Below are 21,085 nucleotides of genomic sequence, written 5' to 3'. Positions count from 1 at the left end.
GCATGGCAGGTGCGGCCCCCGTCGGCACTGTGGCGGGGCTGGCGCTCGCCATGGGTTTGCGCGATGCCCCGCTCGGGGGATGAGCAGGGCGCCGGCCGTTGCTCGGTCGATCCGGTAGGATGGATGGTAGTGCTATGCATCCTGCTGCTGCGGGTGGGTGGGGTGGCTTACGCCCCCACCCCCAGGGCCCGCCGCAATTCCTCCTCTCCCAGCGTCTCCTTCTCCAGCAGCAGCCGCGCCGTATGTTCCAGCGCGGCGCGCCGTTCCTCCAGCAGCCCGACCGTGCGCTCGAACGCGGCGTCGACGATTTTCTTCACCTCCTGGTCGATCAGCGCCGCGGTGGCCTCGGCGTAGTCGCGTCGGGCCGGCATGCCGGGCATGCCGTCGTTCAGGAAGGAACGCTGGTCGCGCTCCAGCGATACGTGCCCCAGGGCCGGGCTCATGCCGTAGCGGGTGACGATGGCGCGCGCGATGTCGGTGACCTTGGCGAGGTCGTCGGCGGCGCCGGTGGATAAATGTTGGTACACGATCCACTCGGCCGCGCGCCCGCCGAGCAGCACGGCCATCTTGTTTTCCAGTTCCTCGCGCGTCATCAGGAAGCGGTCCTCGGTGGGGCGCTGGATGGTGTAGCCCAGCGCGCCCACACCGCGCGGGATGATCGACACCTTGTGCACCGGGTCGACGCCGGGCAGGGCGGTGGCGACCAGGGCGTGGCCCGTCTCGTGGTAGGCGACGACTTCGCGCTCCTTGGGGTTGAGCAGGCGGTTGCGCTTTTCCAGGCCGGCGACGATGCGTTCGATGGCGTTGTTGAAGTCCTCCATCGTGACCGCCTCGGCGTTGCGCCGGGTGGCGAGCAGGGCGGCCTCGTTGACCAGGTTGGCCAGGTCGGCGCCGGTGAAGCCCGGGGTCAGCGCGGCCACTTGTTCGGGGTCCACGTCGGTCGCCAGCCGCGCTTTGCGCAGGTGCACGTGCAGGATCTGTACCCGGCCCACTTTGTCCGGGCGGTCCACCAGGACCTGTCGATCGAAGCGCCCGGCGCGCAGCAGGGCGGGGTCGAGGATTTCCGGACGGTTGGTGGCGGCGAGCAGGACCAGCCCCGAGGACGCGTCGAAGCCGTCCAGTTCGACCAGCAATTGGTTGAGCGTCTGTTCCTTCTCGTCGTGTCCGCCTGCCGGGCCGATCCCGCGGGCGCGGCCCAGGGCGTCGAGCTCGTCGATGAAGATGATGGCGGGCGCCTTGGCGCGGGCCTGCTCGAACAGGTCGCGCACGCGCGCCGCACCCACGCCGACGAACATCTCGACGAATTCCGAGCCCGAGATGGAAAAGAACGGCACCCCGGCCTCGCCCGCCACGGCGCGCGCGAACAGTGTCTTGCCGGTGCCCGGGGGGCCGACCAGCAGGATGCCCTTGGGCATGCGCGCGCCCAGCCGGCCGTACTCTTTGGGCGACTTCAGAAAGTCGACGATTTCCTTGAGTTCGGCCTTCGCCTCATCGACGCCGGCCACGTCGTCGAAGGTGACCCGGGTGTCCTTCTCGACGTAGACGCGCGCCTTGCTCTTGCCGATCTGCATCAGGCCGCCGCCCATGCCGCCCGCGCCCATGCGGCGCAGGATCCAGACCCAGACTCCGATGAACAAGGCCAGCGGCAGCACCCAGGACAGGATGTCGCGCAGCAGGGTGCTTTCGATCTCGCCGCTGACCACCACGCCGCGCTCGCGCAGGTCGTCGGCGAGGTCCGGCGGCACCCGGGTGGTGATGAAGTGCGTGCGCCCGTCCTGCGGGCTGGTGTAGGTGCCGCGCACGTAGGTGTCCGAGACGGCGACTTCGGCGATGCGCCCCTGGTCCACCTGGGCCAGGAATTCGCTGTAGGGAATGCGCGCGGTGTGCTGCGTGCTGGTGTAGATGGACTGGAACACCATCAACCCGAGCATGGCGAGCACCCAGTACCACAAGTTGAACTGGGTCTTGCGGTCCATGTTCTTCATCGCCATACCATCCTCCAAGGCATAAACCCTGTCGTCGAGGTGGTGATAGTACGGCGGATTCTCAAGGACCGAGATCAGACCTCCAGCCGGCGGCCGCTGTCGGCGTCGAACCAGTGCAGCGGATGCCGGCTGTCGGGGCCGGCATTCACTTCGTCGCCGGCGGCCGGCCCGCCCTGGGCCGCCACCCGGGTGGCATGGCGCAGCACCACGGCCGTGCGTCCGCAACGCGCATGCACGAGCTGCTCCGAGCCCAGCGTCTCCACCATCTCCACGGTCAACGGCAGGCCCGGCGCGCCGAGCACGGCATGCTCGGGTCTGAGCCCGGCGATCACATCCCGGCCCCGGACGTGGGGCGGTACCGTATCCGCGTCAAAGGCCAGGCGCACGCCGTCCTCGGTGTGCACCACGCCGTCGGCCGCCACGCGCACCGGCACCAGGTTCATGGGCGGCGAGCCGATGAAGCCGGCGACGAAGGTGGTCGCCGGCTGCTCGAAGACCTCGGTGGGGGTGCCCACCTGCTCCACCCGCCCCTTGTTCATGACCACCATGCGCTGGCCCAGCGTCATGGCCTCGACCTGGTCGTGGGTGACGTACAGGCTGGTCGTGCCCAGGCGCTTGTGCAGGCGCTGGATCTCCAGGCGCATCTGCACGCGCAGCTTGGCGTCCAGGTTGGACAGCGGTTCGTCGAAGAGAAAGGCCTTGGGTTCGCGCACGATGGCCCGGCCCATGGCCACCCGCTGGCGCTGGCCGCCCGAGAGCTGGCGCGGCCGGCGCTCGAGCAGCGGGCCGAGTTCCAGGATGTCGGCCGCGACCTGCACGCGCGCCTGGATCTCGGCCTTGGAGAAGCGGCGGATCTTCAGGCCGTACGCCATGTTCTCGAACACCGACATGTGGGGATAGAGGGCGTAGTTCTGGAACACCATGGCGACGTCGCGATCGGCCGGCTCGAGCCGGTTCACGACGACGCCGCCGATCAGGATCTCGCCGCTGGAGATGCTCTCCAGGCCGGCGACCATGCGCAGCAGGGTGGACTTGCCGCAGCCGCTGGGGCCGACGATGACGATGAATTCGCCATCGACGATCTCCAGCGAGATGCCGTGGATGACGGCGTTGCCGCCGGGATAGGACTTGGTGACGTCGCGCAGGCTCAGGTTTGCCATGTTGTCTTACTTCTCCGCATCGACCAGCCCTTTGACGAACCATTTCTGCATCAGGATCACCACCAGGACCGGGGGCAGCATGGCGAGCATGGCGGTGGCCATGACGATGTTCCACTCGGTGACGCTGTCGCCGCCGCTGATCATGCGCTTGATGCCGATCACCACGGGGTACATGTTCTCCTCGGTGGTGATGAGCAGCGGCCAGAGGTACTGGTTCCAGCCGTAGATGAACTGGATCACGAAGAGCGCGGCGATGCTGGTGCGCGACAGCGGCAGCAGGATGTCGCGGAAAAACCGCATGGGGCCGGCGCCGTCGATGCGCGCGGCCTCGACCAGTTCGTCGGGCACGGTGAGAAAGAACTGGCGGAACAGGAAGGTGGCGGTGGCCGAGGCGATCAGCGGCAGGGTCAGGCCGGCGTAGCTGTTCAGCATGCCGAGGTCCGCGACGACCTTGTAGGTGGGCGCGATGCGCACCTCCACCGGCAGCATCAGCGTGACGAAGATCATCCAGAAGAAGAACATCCGCAGCGGAAAGCGGAAGTACACGACCGCGAAGGCCGAGATCAGCGAGATCGCGATCTTGCCCAGCGAGATGGCAAGCGCCATGACCAAGCTCACCCACATCATGCGCGCCACCGGCGGGCTGGCCGCGCCGGCGCCCGAACCGGAGAACAGCGCCTGCCGATAGTTCTCGAGAAAGTGCGGGCCCGGGACCAGCGACATGGGGGCGGCCGCGACTTCCTGCGCCGTCTGGGTCGAGGCGACCAGCGTGACGTAGAGCGGGAAGGCGACGATGGCCAGGCCCAGCAGCAGGACGGCGTGGGCGAGCAAATCCAGCCAGGGGCGGCGTTCGATCATGCGGGTTCGGCCATCAGTATTGCACCTTGCGGTCGATGTAGCGGAACTGGACCACGGTGAGCGCGGTGACGATGAGCATGAGGATCACCGACTGCGCCGCGGACGATCCGAGGTTGAGCCCGCGAAAGCCGTCGCTGTAGACCTTGTAGACCAGGATGGCGGTGGCGGTGCCGGGCCCGCCCTGGGTGGTCGTGTCGATCACGGCGAACGTGTCGAAGAAGGCGTAGATGATGTTCACCACCAGCAGGAAGAACGTGGTGGGCGAGAGCAGCGGGAAGACGATGCTCCAGAAGCGGCGCGTCGGGCCCGCGCCGTCGATGGCCGCGGCTTCGAGCAGCGAGCGCGGGATCGACTGCAGGCCCGCGAGAAAGAAGATGAAGTTGTAGGAGATCTGCTTCCAGGTCGCGGCGATCACCACCAGCACCATGGCGTCTTGCCCGTCCAGCCGCGGGTTCCAGGGCAGGCCGAGCTGGTTGAGCGCGACCGCGAGTATCCCCACGGAGGGCGAGAACAGGAACAGCCAGAGCACGCCGACCACGGCGGGGGCCACGGCATACGGCCAGATCAGCAGGGTCTTGTAGACCGAGGCGCCCTTGATGACGCGGTCGGCCATCACCGCGAGCAGCAGCGACACCGACAGCCCGATCACCGCGACCAGCAGCGAGAAGACGGCGGTGACGCGGAACGACTGCAGGTAATCGGGGTTGGCGAACAGCTCGCGGAAATTGTCCAGCCCGGCGAACTGGGAAGACAGGCCGAAGACGTCCTCGATGCGCATCGACTGCCACAGCGCCTGGCCCGCGGGCAGGAAAAAGAAGACGAGCGTGATCGCCACTTGCGGCGCGAGCAGCAGGTAGGGCAGAAGCTTGTGGCTGAAGACGACGCGCTTTTCCATGGAGGGCAAGGGGCGGCCCGCGCCGCCCCCCTCGTCGCTGCGGTTTACTTCACGCTCTTCTCGAAGCGCTGGAGCAGTTCGTTGCCGCGCGCGACCACGTTGGCCAGCCCGGCCTTGGCCTGTACCTGGCCGGAGAAGATGCGTTCCATCTCGGCGTCCTCGATCTCGCGGATCTGCGGCAGGTAGCCCAGGCGCACGCCGCGGGACTGGTCGGTGGTCTCCACGTCGAGCTGCTCGACCGCCACCTCGGTGCCGGGGTTCTGCTCGTAGAAGCCCGACTTGCGGGTCTCCTCGTACGCGGCCTTGGTGACCGGCACGTAGCCCGTCTGCTGGTGCCAGCGCGCGGCGACCTCCGGGCTCGCGATGAACTTGAAGAACCGGGTCACGCCCTGGTAGTTGGCCTCGGGCTTGTTGGCGAACACCCAGAGCGAAGCGCCGCCGATGATGGAGTTCTGGGGAGCGCCCTCGACGTCCTCGTAGTAGGGCAGGGTGGAGATGCCGAATTCGAAGTTGGCGTTCTTGATGATGTTGGCGCGCATGCCCGACGAACCCATGATCATCGCGCAGCGTCCGGAGGTGAAGAGCGCGTTGGGCTGGTCGCCGCGCCCGCCGTACACGAAGATGCCTTCCTTGGAGAGCTTGGCGAGGTTCTCCATGTGGCGCACGTGCAGGTCCGAATCCACGGCGAGGCGCGCGTCCAGACCGCCGAAGCCGTTGGCCTCGGTGGCGTAGGGCACGTTGTGCCAGGCCGAGAAGGTCTCGAGCTGCACCCACGACGGCCACGACGTGGTGAAGCCGCACTCCTGGCCGGCGGCCTTGAGCTTCTGGCCGGCGTCGGCCACGGCCTGCCAGGTCTTGGGCGGATCGTCGGGGTCGAGGCCGGCCTTCTTGAAGGCGTCCTTGTTGTAGTAGAAGACCGGTGTCGAGCTGTTGAAGGGCATGGACACCAGCTTGCCGTCGGCCGAGGCGTAATAACCCGCCACTGCGCCGATGAAATCCTTGGGATCGATCGGGTCGCCGACTTTCTCGGACATCTCCTGCACCGGCTGGATGGCGCCCTTGGCGTACATCATGGTCGCCGTGCCGACCTCGAACACCTGCAGGATGTCGGGCGCGTTGCCGGCCCGGAAGGCCGCGATGCCGGCGTTCATCGACTCGCCGTAGTTGCCCTTGTAGATGGCACGCACCTGGTAGTCGGACTGGCTCTTGTTGAAGGCCTCGACGATGTCGTTGACCCGTTCGCCGAGCGCGCCCTCCATCGAATGCCAGAACTGGATCTCCGTGGCGGCCATGGCCGGGCTCGCGGCCAGCAGGCCGGCGATGCTGAGAATGCACCAACGCTTACGCATGATTCCTCCGAAGGCGTCCGCCCCGCGGGGCGGGGCAAGAAACGAAGCAGGATAGGTCGTTGTTGTTACTGCCTCGTGACGGCCTCGGCATGCCGCCGCATGTGGCGTGCGACGTGTGGCGTGCCCGGGCCGGGTGCAGCGCCCTCCAGCAATCCGCATACCGTGGATCGCGCAGTACGCGGCCGGCGCTTTCTTCTGCTTCTGCTTATAGCGCCGGCGGCGCGCGCCCGGAAGCCGGGAAAGTCCGGACGTGGCCGCGGCGCCACGCCGGCGCCCGCGGTCATGCCGTCACGCCAGGCCGTCCAGTACGCTGCGCAGGGTGCGCACGATCTCCTCGATCTGGCCGGGCTCGGCGATCAGGGGCGGCGACAGGGCGATCGTGTCGCCGGTGTAGCGCACCAGCACGCCGCGCTCGAAGCAGCCCTGGAACACGGCGCGCCCGCGCGCACCGGGTTCGCCGTCGCGCGGCGCCAGGTCGATGCCGGCCATCAGGCCGAGGTTGCGCACATCCTGCACGTGGGGCGCGTCGTCCAGGCGGTGCACGGCGAGTTCGAAGTCGGTCGCCAGCATGCCCGCGCGGGCGTACAGCTCCTCCTCGTCGTACAGGGCCAGGGTGGCCTGGATCGCGGCGGCGGCCAGCGGATGCCCGGAATAGGTGTAGCCGTGCGCGAATTCGATCGCGCCGTCTGGCGCCGCGTCGAGGATGGTGTCGTGGATCTCGCGGCGCACGGCGACGGCGCCGGCGGGCACCACGGCATTGCTGATGCCCTTGGCCAGGGTGATGAGGTCGGGCGTGACGTCGAAGTAGGCGCTGGCCGTGGGCGCGCCCAGGCGCCCGAAGCCGGTGATGACTTCGTCGAAGATGAGCAGGATGCCGTGCCGGCGCGTGATCTCGCGCAGGCGAGCGAGGTAGCCGGCGGGCGGCACCAGCACGCCGGCCGAGCCGGCCACCGGCTCGACGATGACCGCGGCGATGGTGTGCGCCCCGTGCAGTGCGATGCGCCTTTCGAGTTCGTCCGCCAGGTGCGCCCCCCACGCCGGCTGGCCGCGCGAGTGGCGCTGGCGTTCGGCGTCGTAGGTATGCGGTAGGTGGTCCACGCTGGGCAGCAGGTTGCCGCTGAAGGCCTGGCGATTGGCGCCGAGGCCGCCCACCGAAATGCCGCCGAAGCCCACGCCGTGGTAGCCGCGCTCGCGCCCGATCAGGCGGGTGCGCTGCGCCTGGCCGTCCGCGCGATGGTAGGCGAGGGCGATCTTCAGGGCGGAGTCGACCGCTTCGGAGCCCGAGTTGGCGAAGAAGATGCGGTCCAGGCCCGCGGGCATGCGCGCCGCGACGGCGCGCGCGGCGGCGAAGGCCTGGGGATGGCCGGTCTGGAAGCCCGGCGCGTAGTCGAGCTCGGCGAGTTGCTGACGCACCGCCGCCAGAATCGGCTGGCGCGCGTGACCGGCGTTGACGCACCACAGGCCCGAGGTGCCGTCGAGCACGCTGCGGCCTTCCGGCGTCTTGTAGTGCATGCCTTCGGCGGACGCGAACAGCACGGGCGCTTTCTTGAACGCGCGGTTCGCCGTGAAGGGCATCCAGAGGGCGTCGAGCGCATCGGCGGGGGTGGAGCGGGGCATGGCGGACTTCCTTGCAAGAGGTCGATCCAACTATACCAACGCCGCCCGCCGTGTGTGCGCGAGCCCGGCCGCATAGGCTATTGCCAGGGCTGCGGGGCGATGCTATTTTGGTTTGGTTTGCATCTTCCTGTAACGGAGTCGACGTGCGTCCTCGGCCTACTCGGCGGTCTGCATGGCAATGGCGGGTCCTGGGAGTGGCGCGGATGTCCGTGCTCGGCGCCGCCGTGATGGCCTGCGTCGGTGTGGCCCAGGCCGCGGAATTCGGCCGTGCCCGCACGCTGTCCGGCGTGGGGCAGCCGTTGCGCGTGGAGATTCCCGTCACGCGGCTCGCGCCCGACGAGAACGCATCGTCGCTGTTGCTCAATGTGGATGCCGGCCATGCGGCCGACGCCGGCTTGTCCGGCCGCGTCGCCCTGCCGGTGCGCGTCTCCCTGCAGCCGGCCACGGCCGGCGACGGGCTGGTGGCGGTCATCACGTCGTCCGGGCCCGTCACGCAGCCGGTGGCCGATCTGGCGCTCAGCCTGCAATCGCCCCAGGGCGTGCAGCGCCGCCGGCTCGTGCTGATGCTGCCGCCGGCGCTGCACGCCAACGTCGGCCCGATCTCGCTGGTGCCGGTGGCGGCGCCCAGCGCGGCGGGCGGCGCGCCGGCGCCCGATTTCCTGCTCGTTCGGCGCGGCGACACCGCGGGCGCCATCGCCAGGCGCATCCAGGCGCGCGACGGCTATGGCGGCGCCAGCGTCTACCAGGTCATGGCCGCCTTGCTGCGCGCCAATCCCGGGGCCTTCATCGACGGCAACCTCAATCGCCTGCGCGCCGGCCAGCGCCTGTCCGTACCCGATGCCGCCACGATCCGTGCGATCGATGCGGCCGAGGCGCGCGAGCTGTACGCGCGGCACATGCAGGCGTTCTCCGGCTATCGCGCGCGTGCCGGCGCCTCGGCCGCCAGCGTGGCGGCCACCTCGGGCTCGGCGCAGGCCAGCGGCCGCATCGAGGGGGCCGGCGCTTCGGCGTTGCCGCCTTCGGGGCGCGACGAGCTGAGGCTCTCGGCGGGCGGCGACGCCGGCGCCGGCGCTACCGGCGAGCAGGCCCGGATCGACCGTCTGCTCGACGAGCGCGCCGCCACGGAGCGTGCGCTGGCCGACGCGCAGTCGCGCTCCGGCACGCTCGAGGCCAACGTGGCCGAATTGCGCCGTTTGCTCGACATGCAGAATGCCGCCCTGGCGCGGCTGCAGGCCGGCGCCGGGGATGCGCCCGCCGGGGCGGACGCGGCCGCAGGGCAGGGCGCGACGGCTGCCGGGCAGGGAGCAGGGCCTGCCGCCGACGCTGCGGCGGGCGGCAGCGGCGGCGAGGGCAACACCGTCGCCGGCCAGGGCGGCGTGCCTGGTCAGCAGGGCGAGCCGGGGCAGCCGGGCGGTATGGCCGGGGCCGGCGCCGCCGGCGCCGCGGGGGCCTCGTCCGCACCCGGTGCCGCGCCGTCCGGCACCTCCAGCGCGAACGGGCCGGGGGCGGCGGCCTCCGGCGCGGCTGCGACGGCGGGCGGGCCGGCGACTGCCGCGAACGGCGGCGGTACGGCGAGCGGCAATGCCCAGCCCGGTGACAATGCGCCGGCCGTATCGTCGATCGGCGCTCGCAACGGCGCGGCGGATGGCAGTTGGCTCGAGCGCAATACCTGGCAGGCCGTCGCCTTGGCCGTCCTGTTCGTGCTGGTCGTCCTGCTGCTGGTGTTCAAGCGGCGCCGGCCGCCACCGGCCAAGACGCTCGATGTAGACTTCGACCTCGATCTCGATTCTCCGCCCAAGCCCCGCTGATGCCCCGTATCGCCCTCGGCCTCGGCTACGATGGTGCGCCGTGGCTGGGGTGGCAGACCCAGCCCGGCGGCCGCACGGTCCAGGACATGCTCGAAAACGCCATCGAAGCCTTTGTCGGCACCCGCGTCGGCACCGTCTGCGCCGGTCGCACCGACACGGGCGTACATGCCGCGATGCAGATCGTGCACCTGGATGCGCCCGTCGAGCGCGCTCCGGTGGCCTGGGTGCGTGGCCTGAACGCCCATCTGCCGGCCAGCATTGCCGTGCGCTGGGCGCAGCCCGTACCGGACGATTTCCATGCCCGCTTCTCGGCCACGGCGCGGGGCTATGTCTATCTGCTGCTGGTCGATCCGGTACGCTCGCCGCTGTGGGCGGGGCGCGCGGGCTGGAGTTTTCGGCCGCTGGACGAGCACGCGATGCGCGCGGCCGCGCAGCCGCTGCTCGGCGAACACGACTTCACGAGTTTTCGCTCCTCGCAATGTCAGGCGGCGTCGCCCGTGCGCACGCTGCAGCGGCTGGACATCGCCCGCCGCGGCCGCTTTCTGGTGTTCTCGCTGCGCGCCAACGCGTTTCTGCACCACATGGTGCGCAACCTGATCGGCAGCCTGGTCTACGTCGGGCAGGGCCGCAGGCCGGCGAGCTGGCCGGGCGAGGTGCTGCATGCGCGCAACCGCAGCCTGGCCGCGCCCACCTACGCCGCCGGCGGGCTCTACCTCACCGAGGTCGAATACCCGGGCCACGATCTGCCCTGTTTGGACGCATCGGCCGAAATACGCGACAATCTTTGATTGCTCCGCGCCTTGCGGCGCTTTTGCGCCTTTGCCATGTCCCGCACGCGTATCAAGTTCTGCGGCTTCACCCGTGAAGCGGATATCGACGCGGCCGTCGCGGCCGGCGCCGACGCCATCGGCCTGGTTTTCTACCCGGCCAGCAAGCGCTGCCTCACGCTCGAGCGCGCGGCCGAGCTGCGCCGCCGCGTGCCGGCCTTCGTCTCGGTGGTCGCGCTCACCGTGAACGAGGATGAGGGCAGGCTGCGCGAGATCGCCGCCGCCGTGCGGCCGGACCTGCTGCAGTTCCACGGCGACGAATCGCCCGAGGCATGCCTGCGCCAGGGCCTGCCGTACCTGCGCGCTTTCCGAGTCGGCGCGCCGGGCCTGGATACGCCCGACGCTTTGCTAGAATCATGTCTTGCCCATGAGCTTGCCGCCGGCTGGCTGTTCGACAGCCATTCAACCGGATACGGTGGCAGCGGCAGGAGTTTCGATTGGTCTTCGCTTACCGCCGTCGCCCGCAGCGAAAACGCGCGTCCGCTCGTTTTGTCTGGTGGGTTGCATGTCGCAAGGGTCCGCCAGGCTCTGGCTGAGGTCCGCCCCTACGCCGTGGATGTGAGCAGCGGCGTCGAATCCGAGCCCGGCATCAAGGATGCCGGGAAAATGCGACAGTTTGCCGAGCAAGTGCGGCGTCACGACGAGGACGCCGCGCGCGAGACGACATGACAACCTACCAATATCCCGACGCCCGGGGCCACTTCGGCCCCTATGGCGGCACCTTCGTGGCGGAAACGCTGGTCCACGCACTGGACGAGCTGGCCGCAGCCTACGAGCGCTATCGCGAGGACCCCGAGTTCCTCGCCGAATACCAGGACGAACTCGAGCACTTCGTGGGCCGTCCGAGCCCGGTGTATCACGCCCGCCGCTGGTCGCGCGAGCTGGGCGGCGCCCAGATCTGGTTCAAGCGCGAGGACCTCAACCATACCGGCGCGCACAAGGTCAACAACTGCATCGGCCAGGCCCTGCTCGCCAAGCGCATGGGCAAGCCGCGCGTGATCGCCGAGACCGGCGCCGGCCAGCACGGTGTGGCCACCGCCACGGTGGCCGCCCGCTACGGCCTGGAATGCGTGGTCTACATGGGTTCGGAGGACGTGCGCCGGCAGGCCGCCAACGTCTACCGCATGAAGCTGCTGGGCGCCTCGGTGGTGCCGGTCGAATCCGGCTCGCGCACGCTGAAGGACGCCATGAACGAGGCGATGCGCGACTGGGTCACCAACGTCGAGAACACCTTCTACATCATCGGCACGGTGGCCGGCCCGCACCCGTATCCCTCGCTGGTGCGCGACTTCCAGGTCATCATCGGCCGCGAGTGCATCGAACAGATGCCGCGCGACGCCGGGCGTCAGCCCGACGTGGTGGTGGCCGCGGTGGGCGGCGGCTCCAACGCCATCGGCATCTTCCATCCGTATCTCGACTTCCCCGACGTCAAGCTGATCGGCGTCGAAGCCGGCGGCCACGGCCTAGCGAGCGGCAAGCATGCCGCCTCGATCACCGGCGGCACGGTCGGCGTGCTGCACGGCAACCGCACCTATCTGCTGCAGGATGCGCACGGCCAGATCACCGAGACGCATTCGGTCTCGGCGGGGCTGGACTATCCGGGCGTCGGCCCCGAGCACGCCTGGCTGGCGGATTCGGGGCGGGCGAGCTACGTCACCATCACCGACGACGAAGCCCTGGCGGCCTTTCACGGCTGCTGCCGCATCGAGGGCATCATGCCCGCGCTGGAATCGGCCCACGCCATCGCGCACGCCGTGAAGATCGCGCCTACGATGGCCAAGGATCAGATCATCCTGGTCAACCTGTCCGGCCGCGGCGACAAGGACATGCACACGGTCGCCGAGCGCGCCGGGCTGCAACTGTGAGGAGATCGCCATGACGACCGTGAAATCCTCCCCCCGCCTGTCCGCCGCCTTCGCCGCCCGCCAGGGCGGCACGGCCCTGATTCCCTACCTGATGGCGGGCGATCCCGCCCCGGCGGTCACCGTCGCGGCCATGCACGCCCTGGTGGCGGCGGGCGCCGACGTGATCGAGCTGGGCGTGCCGTTCTCCGACCCGATGGCCGACGGCCCGGTCATCCAGGCCGCCGCCGAGCGCGCGCTGGCCAACGGCGTGAGCCTGCGCGACGTGCTCGGCATGGTGCGCGAGTTCCGCGCGCAGGACGCTGACACCCCCATCGTCCTGATGGGCTACGCCAATCCCATCGAGCGCATGGGCGCCGCGGCCTTCGTGGATGCGGCCGCCCAAGCCGGGGTGGACGGTGTGCTGACGGTGGACTATCCGCCGGAAGAGGTCGACGAGTTCTCGCGTCTGCTCGGCGGGCGGCAGATCGACCCGATCTTCCTGCTCGCTCCGACGTCCTCGGATGCGCGCATCGCCACGGTTGCCGAGGTCGCGCGCGGCTACGTCTATTACGTCTCGCTCAAAGGCGTGACGGGGGCGGGGCACCTGGACACCGCCGACGTGGCGCGCAACGTGGCGCGCATCCGCCGCAGCGTGACGCTGCCGGTGGGCGTGGGCTTCGGCATTCGCGACGCGGCCAGCGCCAGCGCGGTGGCCGAGGTGGCCGACGCTGTGGTGATCGGCTCCAAGCTCGTCGACACCATCGCCCAGGCCGTGCAGGGCGTGGATGCCGCCGCACAGCCGGAAGCGGCCGCGCGCGCGGCAGGGCAGTGGCTCGCCACGATCCGCAGCGCGCTCGACGCCCGCCAGGGCAAGGCCGCCTGACCCAATGCGCCCGGGCCCAGGCCCGGGCTTTTTCGTCTACCCAACAAAGGATCCTACATCGTGAGCTGGCTCGAGAAACTGCTTCCGCCACGTATCAAGACGTCGGAGAACCAGACCCAGCGCCGTGTTCCGGAAGGCCTGTGGACCAAGTGTCCGGCCTGCGAATCGGTCCTGTACCAGGATGACCTGCGCAAGAACCTGCAGGTCTGCCCCAAGTGCGATCACCACCTGCGCATCAGTGCGCGCGACCGCCTGGACGCCTTCCTGGACCGCGAGGGCCGCACGGAACTCGGCGGCGACATCGGCCCGGTCGATACGCTCAAGTTCAAGGACACCAAGAAGTATCCCGATCGCCTGAAGGAAGCGGCGGCGCAGACCGGCGAATCCGAAGGCCTGGTCGTCATGAGCGGGTCCGTGCGCGGCATTCCGCTGGTTGCCTCGGCCTTCGAGTTCCAGTTCATGGGCGGCTCCATGGGCTCGGTGGTCGGCGAGCGTTTCGCCGTCGGCGTGCGCGCCGCGATCGAGCAGCACACCCCCTATCTCTGTTTTGCCGCCTCGGGCGGCGCGCGCATGCAGGAGAGCCTGCTGTCGCTGCTGCAGATGGCCAAGACCAACGCCGTACTGACGCAGCTCGCGCAGCACCAGTTGCCCTTCATCAGCGTGCTGACCGACCCGACCATGGGCGGCGTGTCCGCCAGCTTCGCTTTCGTGGGCGACGTGGTCATCGCAGAGCCCAAGGCCCTGGTCGGCTTCGCCGGCCCGCGGGTCATCGAGCAGACGGTGCGCGAGAAGCTGCCGGAAGGCTTCCAGCGCGCGGAGTTCCTCCTGCAGAAGGGCGCCATCGACATGATCGTCGACCGCCGCCGCATGCGCGACGAGATCGCGCAACTGCTGGCCCTGCTCACGCGCCAGCCCGCCGAGGCCGTCCTCTCCTGACGAAGGGTGCCTGAGGCCGGCGCTCGCCGGCCCATCCTGCATTCGACCGCCGCTCTCGCCGCCCCATGCGGGCGGCGAGAGCGTGTGCGTCTGTCGTTCGCGCGCAACGCCTGCGGCGCGCCCGGCGCGCGAAACGATGCGGCGTGACAGCGCATGCCCCGCAATGAGGCATGGGCTTGGGGCCCCTGAGTCATAATGCCCCATTCCAGACGTAATATCCCTGACGTAAACTAGGTTATTCAATCGCTCCGGCGGCTCTTCACCTGAAGGGTTCGCGCAGCGTCTGGCGATCCGACAATGACGGTACGAGGGTTTTCTGGAAGGCAACGGCCGGACGTGTGCGTCGGATGTATCCATATGCATCCCGATATGAGCACGTTCGATGGGGCGCGCACGGCGGCGTTGCGTTGTGGCGCCGGCGCTGCTGCGTCCTGTCGGGCCTGCCTGCGCGAGCCGTCGCCGCGCATGGCGCGCGTAAGCCGGGCGCGTCGCCGTCCGGGAGTACGCGCATGAGCGCCACCGCCCGGCCGTCCGAAGGTGGCGCGATTCCTCCCGTGGGGAGGATGTCGCGCCAGCGACAGGAGGGTAGTCCAGTGAGTATCCCGTCGGCATCCTTCGGCATTGCCCTGCAGACTTTCGCGGCCTTGCTGTGGCTGCCCCAGGCGGCCCTGCTGGCCTGGGTCGCGCAGCGTCTGGCGGCGGGGCAGGCCGGCCTGGACTGGCTGGCCCTGATCGGCGGGTCGTTTCTGGTGCTGGCGCTGGCGCGTGCGGCGGCGGATGCCTGGGGCGTGCGTCTGAGCTACGCCCGGGCCCGCGCGCAGGTCGGCGAGCGCCGCAGGGCCGGCCTGCGCGCGCTGGCCGGCGCTTCGCCTTTCGACGCTCGCCGCGTCGCGGCCGGGGCCGCCGCGAGCGCGCTGGCCGAGCAGGCCGAGGCCATTACTCCCTATCTCACGCGCTACCGGGCGGCACGCGTCAAGGTGCAGGTCGTGCCCCTGGCGCTGGCTGCCGCGGTGGCCTGCGTTTCCTGGCTGGCGGCGCTGATCCTGGTCTTCACCGCGCCGCTCATTCCGATCTTCATGGCCCTGGTGGGCTGGCGGGCGCAGGCCGCGAGCGAGGCCCACCTGCGCGAGCTGGGCAGCCTGAACGCCTATGTGCTGGATCGCCTGCGCGGCCTGGCCAGCCTGCGCGGGCTCGGCGCCCTGGCCTATACGCGGCGGCGCTTGCGCGCCCTGTCGCAGTCGCTGCGCATCCGCACCATGGCCGTGCTGCGCATCGCCTTTCTTTCCTCGGCGGTGCTGGAGCTGTTCTCCGCGCTGGGCGTGGCGCTGGTCGCCGTCTATGTCGGCTTTCACCTGCTTGGCCAACTGCCTTTCGGCGCCTGGGGCGCCAGCCTGAGCCTGGGCCAGGGCGTGTTCGTGCTGCTGCTGGCGCCCGCATTCTTCGAACCCCTGCGCGAGCTGGCGAGCGTCTGGCACGACCGCGCAGCCGGCGAGGCCGGCGAGGCCGCGCTCGCGGCGCTAGGGCGCGAGGTGTTGCCGCTGCCGGGCGGCGCGTCCGCGGCGGCGCCTGCGGCCGGCGCCCGCGTTCCACCCGAAGTCCGCCTCGATGCGGTCAGCTTCGCCTACCCGGGCCATGCGTCGGCGCCGCTGCGCGAATTCTCGCTGGAGCTGGCCGCGGGCGGGCACCTGGCGATCACCGGCGACAGCGGCGCCGGCAAATCCACGCTGCTGGCCTTGGTGGCGGGCCTGCTCGCGCCGGACAGCGGTCGCGTGCTGATCCAGGGCGAAACCCTGCATGGCGCCAACGCCGCCCGGCTGCGTGCGCGCATGGCCTGGGTCGGCCAGCGCCCGCATTTCTTCGCCGCCACGCTGGGCGGCAACGTGCGCCTGGGCCGGCCCGGCGTCGATGCCGCCGCCGTGCGGCGGGCGCTCGGCCTGGCGCACCTGGATCTCGTGGCCGAGCGGCGCGGTGCGGCTCGTCTGGGCGAGGGCGCCGCCGGCCTGTCCGGGGGCGAGGCCGTGCGCCTGGCCATCGCCCGGGCTGCAGCCGATCCGGCATGCGATCTGATCCTGGCGGACGAACCCACCGCGCACCTGGATCGCGCCACCGCGGATGCGGTCATCGACAGCCTGCTTGCGCTCGGCGAGGGCCGCACGCTGCTCGTGGCCACGCACGACCCGCGCCTCGTCGCCCGGCTGGGCTGCAGCGTCGAGCTGGCCGATCCCGCTCCACGCGCGGAGGCTGCGTAATGTCCACCGAGCATCGCACCGATCCCGTCGCCGGCCGGACCGGGCAGGGCGCGGGGGCGTCCACGCCCCGGGCCGCCGCCACCGCCACCGCCGCTACCGACCTGCGCACGGTGCTTTGCGCGATCGGCGGCCAGCGGCGCCGCACCTTGCTCGCCGGGATGGCGCTGGCGGCGCTGACGGTGGCCATGGGCATGGCCCTGCTGGGGTTGTCGGGCTGGTTCATCACGGCGACCGCGATCGCCGGCCTGTCGCTGAGCACGGCGCTGGCCTTCGATGTGTTCGTGCCGTCCGCCGGCATACGCCTGCTGGCCGTCGGCCGCACCTTCACGCGCTATGGCGAGCGGGTGTTCACGCACGACGCCACGCTGGCCGCTCTGGCGACGCTGCGGCTGCGGCTTTTCGCCGGCTGGTCGGCGGCCTCTGGCGCGCGCGAACTGCTGGCCCGCCCGGCGCGGGCGCTGTTTCGCCTGACATCGGACGTCGACGCGCTCGACGGCCTGTACCTGCGCCTGATCGTGCCGGCCGCCTGTGCCCTGCTCGCCTGGCTGGCCGCGGGGGCGCTGCTCGCCTGGTATGCCCCGTGGGCCGGCCTCTCGCTGTTTCTCTGGCTGGCCCTGGCCAGTGCGCTGGTGTTGCTGCACACGGGGCGCGCGGCGGCGCGTTCGGCGGCCCGGCGCGCGCTGGCGCTCGAGGCGCTGCGCTCGCGCACCATCGATCTCGTCTCGGGGCAGGTCGAGCTGGCCATGGCCGGGCGCCTGGCGCTCGCCGTCGACGGCATCGAAAGGCTGGAGCGGCGGCTCGCTGCCGCCGATCTCGCCGGCAGCCGCGTGGATGCGCGCGCCGCCTTCCTGCTCGGCGCCGTGCAGGCCGTCGCGCTGGCCGCGCTGATCCCCGGCGTGGGTGCCTGGTTCGCCGCCGGCCGGATCGATGCACCGCAGGCCATGCTGGTGCTGCTCTTTCTGCTCGGCGCGGCCGAGCCGCTGGCCGCCTTGCGCCGCGGCGCGGTCGAGTCGGGCCGCATGCTGGTGGCCGTACGCCGCACGGCGCCGCGCCTGCGCGCCGGCACGGCCCCGGCCAAGGCCGCCGCGCCGCACGAGGCCGCGCTGCGCCTGGAGCAAGCGGGCTGGACGCCCGCCGGTTCGGGCCGGCCCGTGCTGCACGCGATGACGCTGCGCATCGACGCCGGCGAGCGCGTGGCCGTGCTCGGCGCGAGCGGCGCCGGCAAGAGCAGCCTGCTCGCGTTGATCGCGGGCGAGGCCGATGCCTGGACGGGGCGTGTCGAGGCGCCGGCCAGCGCATGGCTCGTGCAGCGTTCCGACATCTTTCGCGACAGCGTGCGCGAGAACCTGCGCCTGGCCAATCCGCGCGCCGACGAAGCACGCCTGTGGCGAGCCTTGGCCGATGCCGGGCTGGCCGATCATGTCCATACATTGCCTCGCGGCCTCGACACGCCGCTGGGAGAGCAGGGGCTGGGCCTGTCCGGCGGCCAGGCGCGCCGCCTGGCGCTCGCCCGCCTGTTCCTGCATCCCGCGCCGCTGTGGCTGCTCGACGAGCCCACCGAAGGGCTGGACGCGGCCACCGCCCGCGACGTCCTGGCCCGGCTGGCCGAACACGCGCATGGCCGCACCCTGCTCATTGCCACGCATCTGCGCCGCGAGGCGCAGCTTGCGGACCGCCTGCTGATCCTGTCCGACGGCAGGCTGCTCACCGACGCACGACGCGGCGAGCCGGCATTCGAACGTGGGCTGAGGGACTTGCGCCCGGATTGAGTTTTCCTTGGGGAAGGAGAGAAGTATGGACTTGGATGTCGTCGCGCTATCGCGCTTTCAGTTCGCGCTCACAGCGCTATATCACTTTCTGTTCGTGCCGCTGACACTGGGCTTGTCGGTGCTGATCGCCATCATGGAGACCGTCTACGTCATGACGGGCCGATTGATCTGGCGGCAGATGACGAAGTTCTGGGGGGTGCTGTTCGGCATCAATTTCGTGCTCGGGGTGTCCACCGGGCTCGTCATGGAGTTCCAGTTCGGCATGAACTGGAGCTACTACAGCCATTACGTCGGCGATATCTTCGGCGCACCGCTGGCGATCGAGGGCCTGATGGCGTTCTTCCTGGAAGCCACCTTCGTCGGGCTGTTCTTCTTCGGCTGGGACAAGCTCTCGCGCGTCGGCCACCTCGTTGCGACCTGGTGCGTGGCCCTGGGCTCGAACCTCTCGGCGCTCTGGATCCTGATTGCCAATGGCTGGATGCAGAACCCGGTGGGCTCGACCTTCAACCCCGAGACCATGCGCATGGAAGTCACCGACTTCATGGCGGTGCTCATGAACCCGGTGGCGCAGGCCAAGTTCGTGCACACGGTGTCGGCGGGCTATGTCACCGCGGCGGTGTTCGTGCTGGGCGTATCGGCCTGGTATCTGATCAAGGGGCGGCACATCGACCTGGCCAAGCGCTCGATGACCGTGGCCTCCTCGTTCGGCCTGGCGGCTGCGCTGTCGGTGGTGGTGCTGGGCGACGAGAGCGGCTACCTCGCCACCGAGCACCAGCACATGAAGCTCGCGGCCATCGAAGGCATGTGGGAAACCCAGCCCGCGCCGGCGGCGTTCACCATCCTCGGCATCCCCGACCAGGACGGCCAGGAGAACCGCTACGCGGTGCACATTCCGATGATGATGGGGCTGATCGGCACGCGTTCGCTCACCGGCGAGATCCCGGGCATCAAGGATCTCATCGAGTCTGCCGAGCAGCGCATCCGCAACGGCATCCAGGCGTACGACGCCATGCTCAAGGTGCGCGCCGCCGGCGGGCGGGAATCGGCCAGCCCCGAGGACGTCGCCACGCTGGAGGAGCACGTGCTCGAGCTGGGCTATGCCTTGCTGCTGCATCCCTACGTGGACGATCCGCGTCAGGCCACCGACGAGCAGATCGCGCAGGCCGCGCGCGACACCGTACCGCGCGTGGCCCCGCTGTTCTGGTCGTTCCGCATCATGGTGCTGCTCGGCATGTACTTCATCGTGCTGATGGCCGTCTTCTTCATCCTGTCCGCGCGGCGCAACCTCGCCGGCCGGCCCTGGCTGCTCAAGGTGGCGGTGTGGTCGATTCCGCTGCCCTGGATCGCAGCCGAACTGGGCTGGATCGTGGCGGAGTACGGCCGCCAGCCGTGGGTGATCGAGGGCGTGCTGCCCACGGCTTCGGCGGTGTCCAGCCTGAGCCCCTACACCGTGCTCGGCACCATCATCGGCTTCGGCGCGATCTATACCGTGCTCATCGTCATCGAGATGTCGCTCATGCTCAAGGCCATACGCAAGGGGCCGGAGCCCGATCCCGGGCGGGAAGTGCCGCTGGTCACCGACCAGGTCTCGCAACGCCTCGTCACTTCGGAGTAGGCCATGATCCTGCACACACTGCTTGACTACGACACCCTGCGCCTGATCTGGTGGCTGCTGCTCGGCGTGCTGCTGATCGGCTTCGCCGTCACGGGCGGCTTCGACCTGGGCACCGGCATGCTGCTGCCCTTCGTCGGCCGCACCGATCTCGAGCGGCGCATCGTCATCAACGCCGTGGGCCCGGTCTGGGAAGGCAACCAGGTCTGGCTGATTCTCGGCGGCGGTGCGATCTTCGCCGCCTGGCCGCCGCTCTACGCGGTGTCCTTCTCCGGCTTCTACCTGGCGATGTTCGCGATCCTTTTCGCGCTCATCCTGCGCCCGGTGGGGTTCAAGTACCGCAGCAAGAACGAGAGCGCGCGCTGGCGCAGCGGCTGGGACTGGGCGCTTTTCATCGGCGGCTTCGTGCCCTCGCTGATCTTCGGCGTGGCCATCGGCAATGTGCTGCTCGGCGTACCGTTCCGCCTGACCGACGATCTGCGCATCTTCTACGACGGCACTTTCTTCGGGCTGCTGACGCCGTTCCCCATTCTGTGCGGACTGGTCTCGGTGGCGATGCTGGCCATGCACGGCGCGAGCTGGCTGGTGCTCAAGACCACGGGCCCGGTGCGCGAGCGTGCGCGCGCCTTCGGCAGCATCGCCGCCTTGCTCACGGCCGTGCTGTTCGCCCTGGGCGGCGTGGTGCTGTGGTACCTGGTGGACGGCTATCGCATCGTCAGCACGATCGATCCGACCGGCGTGTCCAATCCGCTGCGCAAGACGGTCGAGGTCGCCGGCCGCGCCTGGTTCGACAATTACGCGGCCCAGCCGCTGACCTGGATCGCGCCGGTGCTGGGCGTGGGCGGCGCCCTGCTCGCCTTCGTGCTGATGCGCGCCCGCCGGGAAGGGGCCACGATGCTGGCCAGCTCGCTGTCCGTGCTGAGCATCATCCTGACCGTCGGCTTCGCAACCTTCCCCTTCCTGTTGCCGTCCTCGGCCGATCCGCGCGCCAGCCTCACGGTGTGGGATGCCTCGTCCAGCCACTTGACGCTGTTCATCATGCTGGTCGTGACCCTGATCTTCATGCCGATCATCCTGGCGTATACGACCTGGGTGTATCGCGTGCTGTGGGGCAAAGTCGACCGTAGCAGCATCGAGGACGGCGGCCACGCCTATTGACCACGGGACCGAAGCGCCAGCCTCGCCGTTCGGGCAAGGCTGGCGAGATCGGTCCACCCCGGCGCCTCAGGCGCCCTGCGTCCGGCGCGGGCATGTGCCCGTCACCGGACGGCAAGACTCACCAGACAAACCGTA

General features: G+C 69.9%; 16 protein-coding genes. 10 read left to right on the top strand and 6 right to left on the bottom strand.

Features of this window, described 5'->3' with window-relative positions; genetic code table 11:
* Positions 1 to 167: 167 nt before the first annotated feature.
* The 6 genes from ftsH to aptA all read right to left on the bottom strand — a co-directional run bounded on the left by ftsH (position 168) and on the right by aptA (position 7,864).
* Positions 168 to 1,991, bottom strand: a complete 1,824-nt coding sequence (ftsH, locus tag FOZ76_RS10290; protein ID WP_425473261.1) for an ATP-dependent zinc metalloprotease FtsH — start codon at positions 1,989 to 1,991, stop codon at positions 168 to 170.
* Positions 1,992 to 2,059: 68 nt separating this feature from the next.
* Positions 2,060 to 3,145 (bottom strand): sn-glycerol-3-phosphate import ATP-binding protein UgpC, encoded by a 1,086-nt coding sequence (locus FOZ76_RS10285; RefSeq protein ID WP_143948100.1) that lies wholly within the window; start codon positions 3,143 to 3,145, stop codon positions 2,060 to 2,062.
* 6 nt (positions 3,146 to 3,151) lie between these two features.
* Positions 3,152 to 4,003, bottom strand: a complete 852-nt coding sequence (gene ugpE / locus FOZ76_RS10280) for a sn-glycerol-3-phosphate ABC transporter permease UgpE (protein ID WP_143948099.1) — start codon at positions 4,001 to 4,003, stop codon at positions 3,152 to 3,154.
* A gap of 13 nt (positions 4,004 to 4,016) precedes the next feature.
* Positions 4,017 to 4,898, bottom strand: a complete 882-nt coding sequence (gene ugpA / locus FOZ76_RS10275; RefSeq protein WP_143948212.1) for a sn-glycerol-3-phosphate ABC transporter permease UgpA — start codon at positions 4,896 to 4,898, stop codon at positions 4,017 to 4,019.
* Positions 4,899 to 4,942: 44 nt separating this feature from the next.
* On the bottom strand, positions 4,943 to 6,247 hold the full coding sequence (gene ugpB, locus FOZ76_RS10270; RefSeq protein WP_143948097.1) for a sn-glycerol-3-phosphate ABC transporter substrate-binding protein UgpB: 1,305 nt from the start codon (positions 6,245 to 6,247) through the stop codon (positions 4,943 to 4,945).
* A 288-nt stretch (positions 6,248 to 6,535) separates the two neighbouring features.
* A complete protein-coding gene (aptA, locus tag FOZ76_RS10265) occupies positions 6,536 to 7,864 on the bottom strand; it encodes an omega-aminotransferase AptA (RefSeq protein ID WP_246129402.1) in 1,329 nt (442 codons plus the stop codon).
* Positions 7,865 to 8,067: 203 nt separating this feature from the next.
* Between aptA and FOZ76_RS10260 the strand changes: the two genes are divergently transcribed.
* The 10 genes from FOZ76_RS10260 (at position 8,068) to cydB (ending at position 20,950) form a co-directional block, all read left to right on the top strand.
* Entirely contained in the window at positions 8,068 to 9,672 is a 1,605-nt protein-coding gene (locus tag FOZ76_RS10260) for a type IV pilus assembly protein FimV (protein WP_143948096.1), read from the top strand.
* Positions 9,672 to 10,460 (top strand): tRNA pseudouridine(38-40) synthase TruA, encoded by a 789-nt coding sequence (truA, locus tag FOZ76_RS10255; RefSeq protein ID WP_143948095.1) that lies wholly within the window; start codon positions 9,672 to 9,674, stop codon positions 10,458 to 10,460. Before FOZ76_RS10260 ends, truA begins: the two co-directional genes overlap by 1 nt.
* 36 nt (positions 10,461 to 10,496) lie before the next feature.
* Entirely contained in the window at positions 10,497 to 11,168 is a 672-nt protein-coding gene (locus FOZ76_RS10250) for a phosphoribosylanthranilate isomerase (RefSeq protein ID WP_143948093.1), read from the top strand.
* Positions 11,165 to 12,364, top strand: a complete 1,200-nt coding sequence (gene trpB / locus FOZ76_RS10245; RefSeq protein ID WP_143948091.1) for a tryptophan synthase subunit beta — start codon at positions 11,165 to 11,167, stop codon at positions 12,362 to 12,364. Before FOZ76_RS10250 ends, trpB begins: the two co-directional genes overlap by 4 nt.
* Before the next feature lie 10 nt (positions 12,365 to 12,374).
* Positions 12,375 to 13,226: a tryptophan synthase subunit alpha gene (gene trpA, locus FOZ76_RS10240; protein WP_143948090.1), complete on the top strand. Its 852-nt coding sequence runs from the start codon at positions 12,375 to 12,377 to the stop codon at positions 13,224 to 13,226.
* A gap of 60 nt (positions 13,227 to 13,286) precedes the next feature.
* A complete protein-coding gene (gene accD / locus FOZ76_RS10235; protein ID WP_143948088.1) occupies positions 13,287 to 14,162 on the top strand; it encodes an acetyl-CoA carboxylase, carboxyltransferase subunit beta in 876 nt (291 codons plus the stop codon).
* A gap of 593 nt (positions 14,163 to 14,755) precedes the next feature.
* Positions 14,756 to 16,411, top strand: coding sequence for a thiol reductant ABC exporter subunit CydD (cydD, locus tag FOZ76_RS10230; RefSeq protein ID WP_246129400.1), 1,656 nt, complete (start codon positions 14,756 to 14,758; stop codon positions 16,409 to 16,411).
* On the top strand, positions 16,411 to 18,180 hold the full coding sequence (locus tag FOZ76_RS10225) for an amino acid ABC transporter ATP-binding/permease protein (protein ID WP_143948086.1): 1,770 nt from the start codon (positions 16,411 to 16,413) through the stop codon (positions 18,178 to 18,180). Before cydD ends, FOZ76_RS10225 begins: the two co-directional genes overlap by 1 nt.
* Positions 18,181 to 18,205: 25 nt before the next feature.
* Positions 18,206 to 19,795 carry a cytochrome ubiquinol oxidase subunit I gene (locus tag FOZ76_RS10220; protein ID WP_143948084.1) on the top strand — a complete coding sequence of 530 codons (1,590 nt, stop codon included), beginning with the start codon at positions 18,206 to 18,208 and terminating at the stop codon, positions 19,793 to 19,795.
* A gap of 3 nt (positions 19,796 to 19,798) precedes the next feature.
* Positions 19,799 to 20,950, top strand: a complete 1,152-nt coding sequence (gene cydB / locus FOZ76_RS10215) for a cytochrome d ubiquinol oxidase subunit II (RefSeq protein ID WP_143948083.1) — start codon at positions 19,799 to 19,801, stop codon at positions 20,948 to 20,950.
* The last annotated feature ends 135 nt before the right edge of the window (positions 20,951 to 21,085 follow it).

It is taken from the genome of Verticiella sediminum (genome assembly GCF_007558815.1).
In the GTDB taxonomy this organism is placed as follows: domain Bacteria; phylum Pseudomonadota; class Gammaproteobacteria; order Burkholderiales; family Burkholderiaceae_B; genus Verticiella; species Verticiella sediminum.
This window is presented reverse-complemented; position numbering and strand designations above follow the sequence as displayed.

Bases quoted from the DNA above. Each gene is read 5' to 3' on its own strand.
- FOZ76_RS10250 (WP_143948093.1), top strand. From the start codon at position 10,497: ATGTCCCGCACGCGTATCAAGTTCTGCGGCTTCACCCGTGAAGCGGAT.
- FOZ76_RS10220 (WP_143948084.1), top strand. From the start codon at position 18,206: ATGGACTTGGATGTCGTCGCGCTATCGCGCTTTCAGTTCGCGCTCACA.
- ugpA (WP_143948212.1), bottom strand. From the start codon at position 4,898: ATGGAAAAGCGCGTCGTCTTCAGCCACAAGCTTCTGCCCTACCTGCTG.
- FOZ76_RS10285 (WP_143948100.1), bottom strand. From the start codon at position 3,145: ATGGCAAACCTGAGCCTGCGCGACGTCACCAAGTCCTATCCCGGCGGC.
- aptA (WP_246129402.1), bottom strand. From the start codon at position 7,864: ATGCCCCGCTCCACCCCCGCCGATGCGCTCGACGCCCTCTGGATGCCC.
- ugpB (WP_143948097.1), bottom strand. From the start codon at position 6,247: ATGCGTAAGCGTTGGTGCATTCTCAGCATCGCCGGCCTGCTGGCCGCG.
- FOZ76_RS10260 (WP_143948096.1), top strand. From the start codon at position 8,068: ATGTCCGTGCTCGGCGCCGCCGTGATGGCCTGCGTCGGTGTGGCCCAG.
- ftsH (WP_425473261.1), bottom strand. From the start codon at position 1,991: ATGGCGATGAAGAACATGGACCGCAAGACCCAGTTCAACTTGTGGTAC.
- truA (WP_143948095.1), top strand. From the start codon at position 9,672: ATGCCCCGTATCGCCCTCGGCCTCGGCTACGATGGTGCGCCGTGGCTG.
- FOZ76_RS10225 (WP_143948086.1), top strand. From the start codon at position 16,411: ATGTCCACCGAGCATCGCACCGATCCCGTCGCCGGCCGGACCGGGCAG.
- trpB (WP_143948091.1), top strand. From the start codon at position 11,165: ATGACAACCTACCAATATCCCGACGCCCGGGGCCACTTCGGCCCCTAT.
- ugpE (WP_143948099.1), bottom strand. From the start codon at position 4,003: ATGATCGAACGCCGCCCCTGGCTGGATTTGCTCGCCCACGCCGTCCTG.
- trpA (WP_143948090.1), top strand. From the start codon at position 12,375: ATGACGACCGTGAAATCCTCCCCCCGCCTGTCCGCCGCCTTCGCCGCC.
- cydB (WP_143948083.1), top strand. From the start codon at position 19,799: ATGATCCTGCACACACTGCTTGACTACGACACCCTGCGCCTGATCTGG.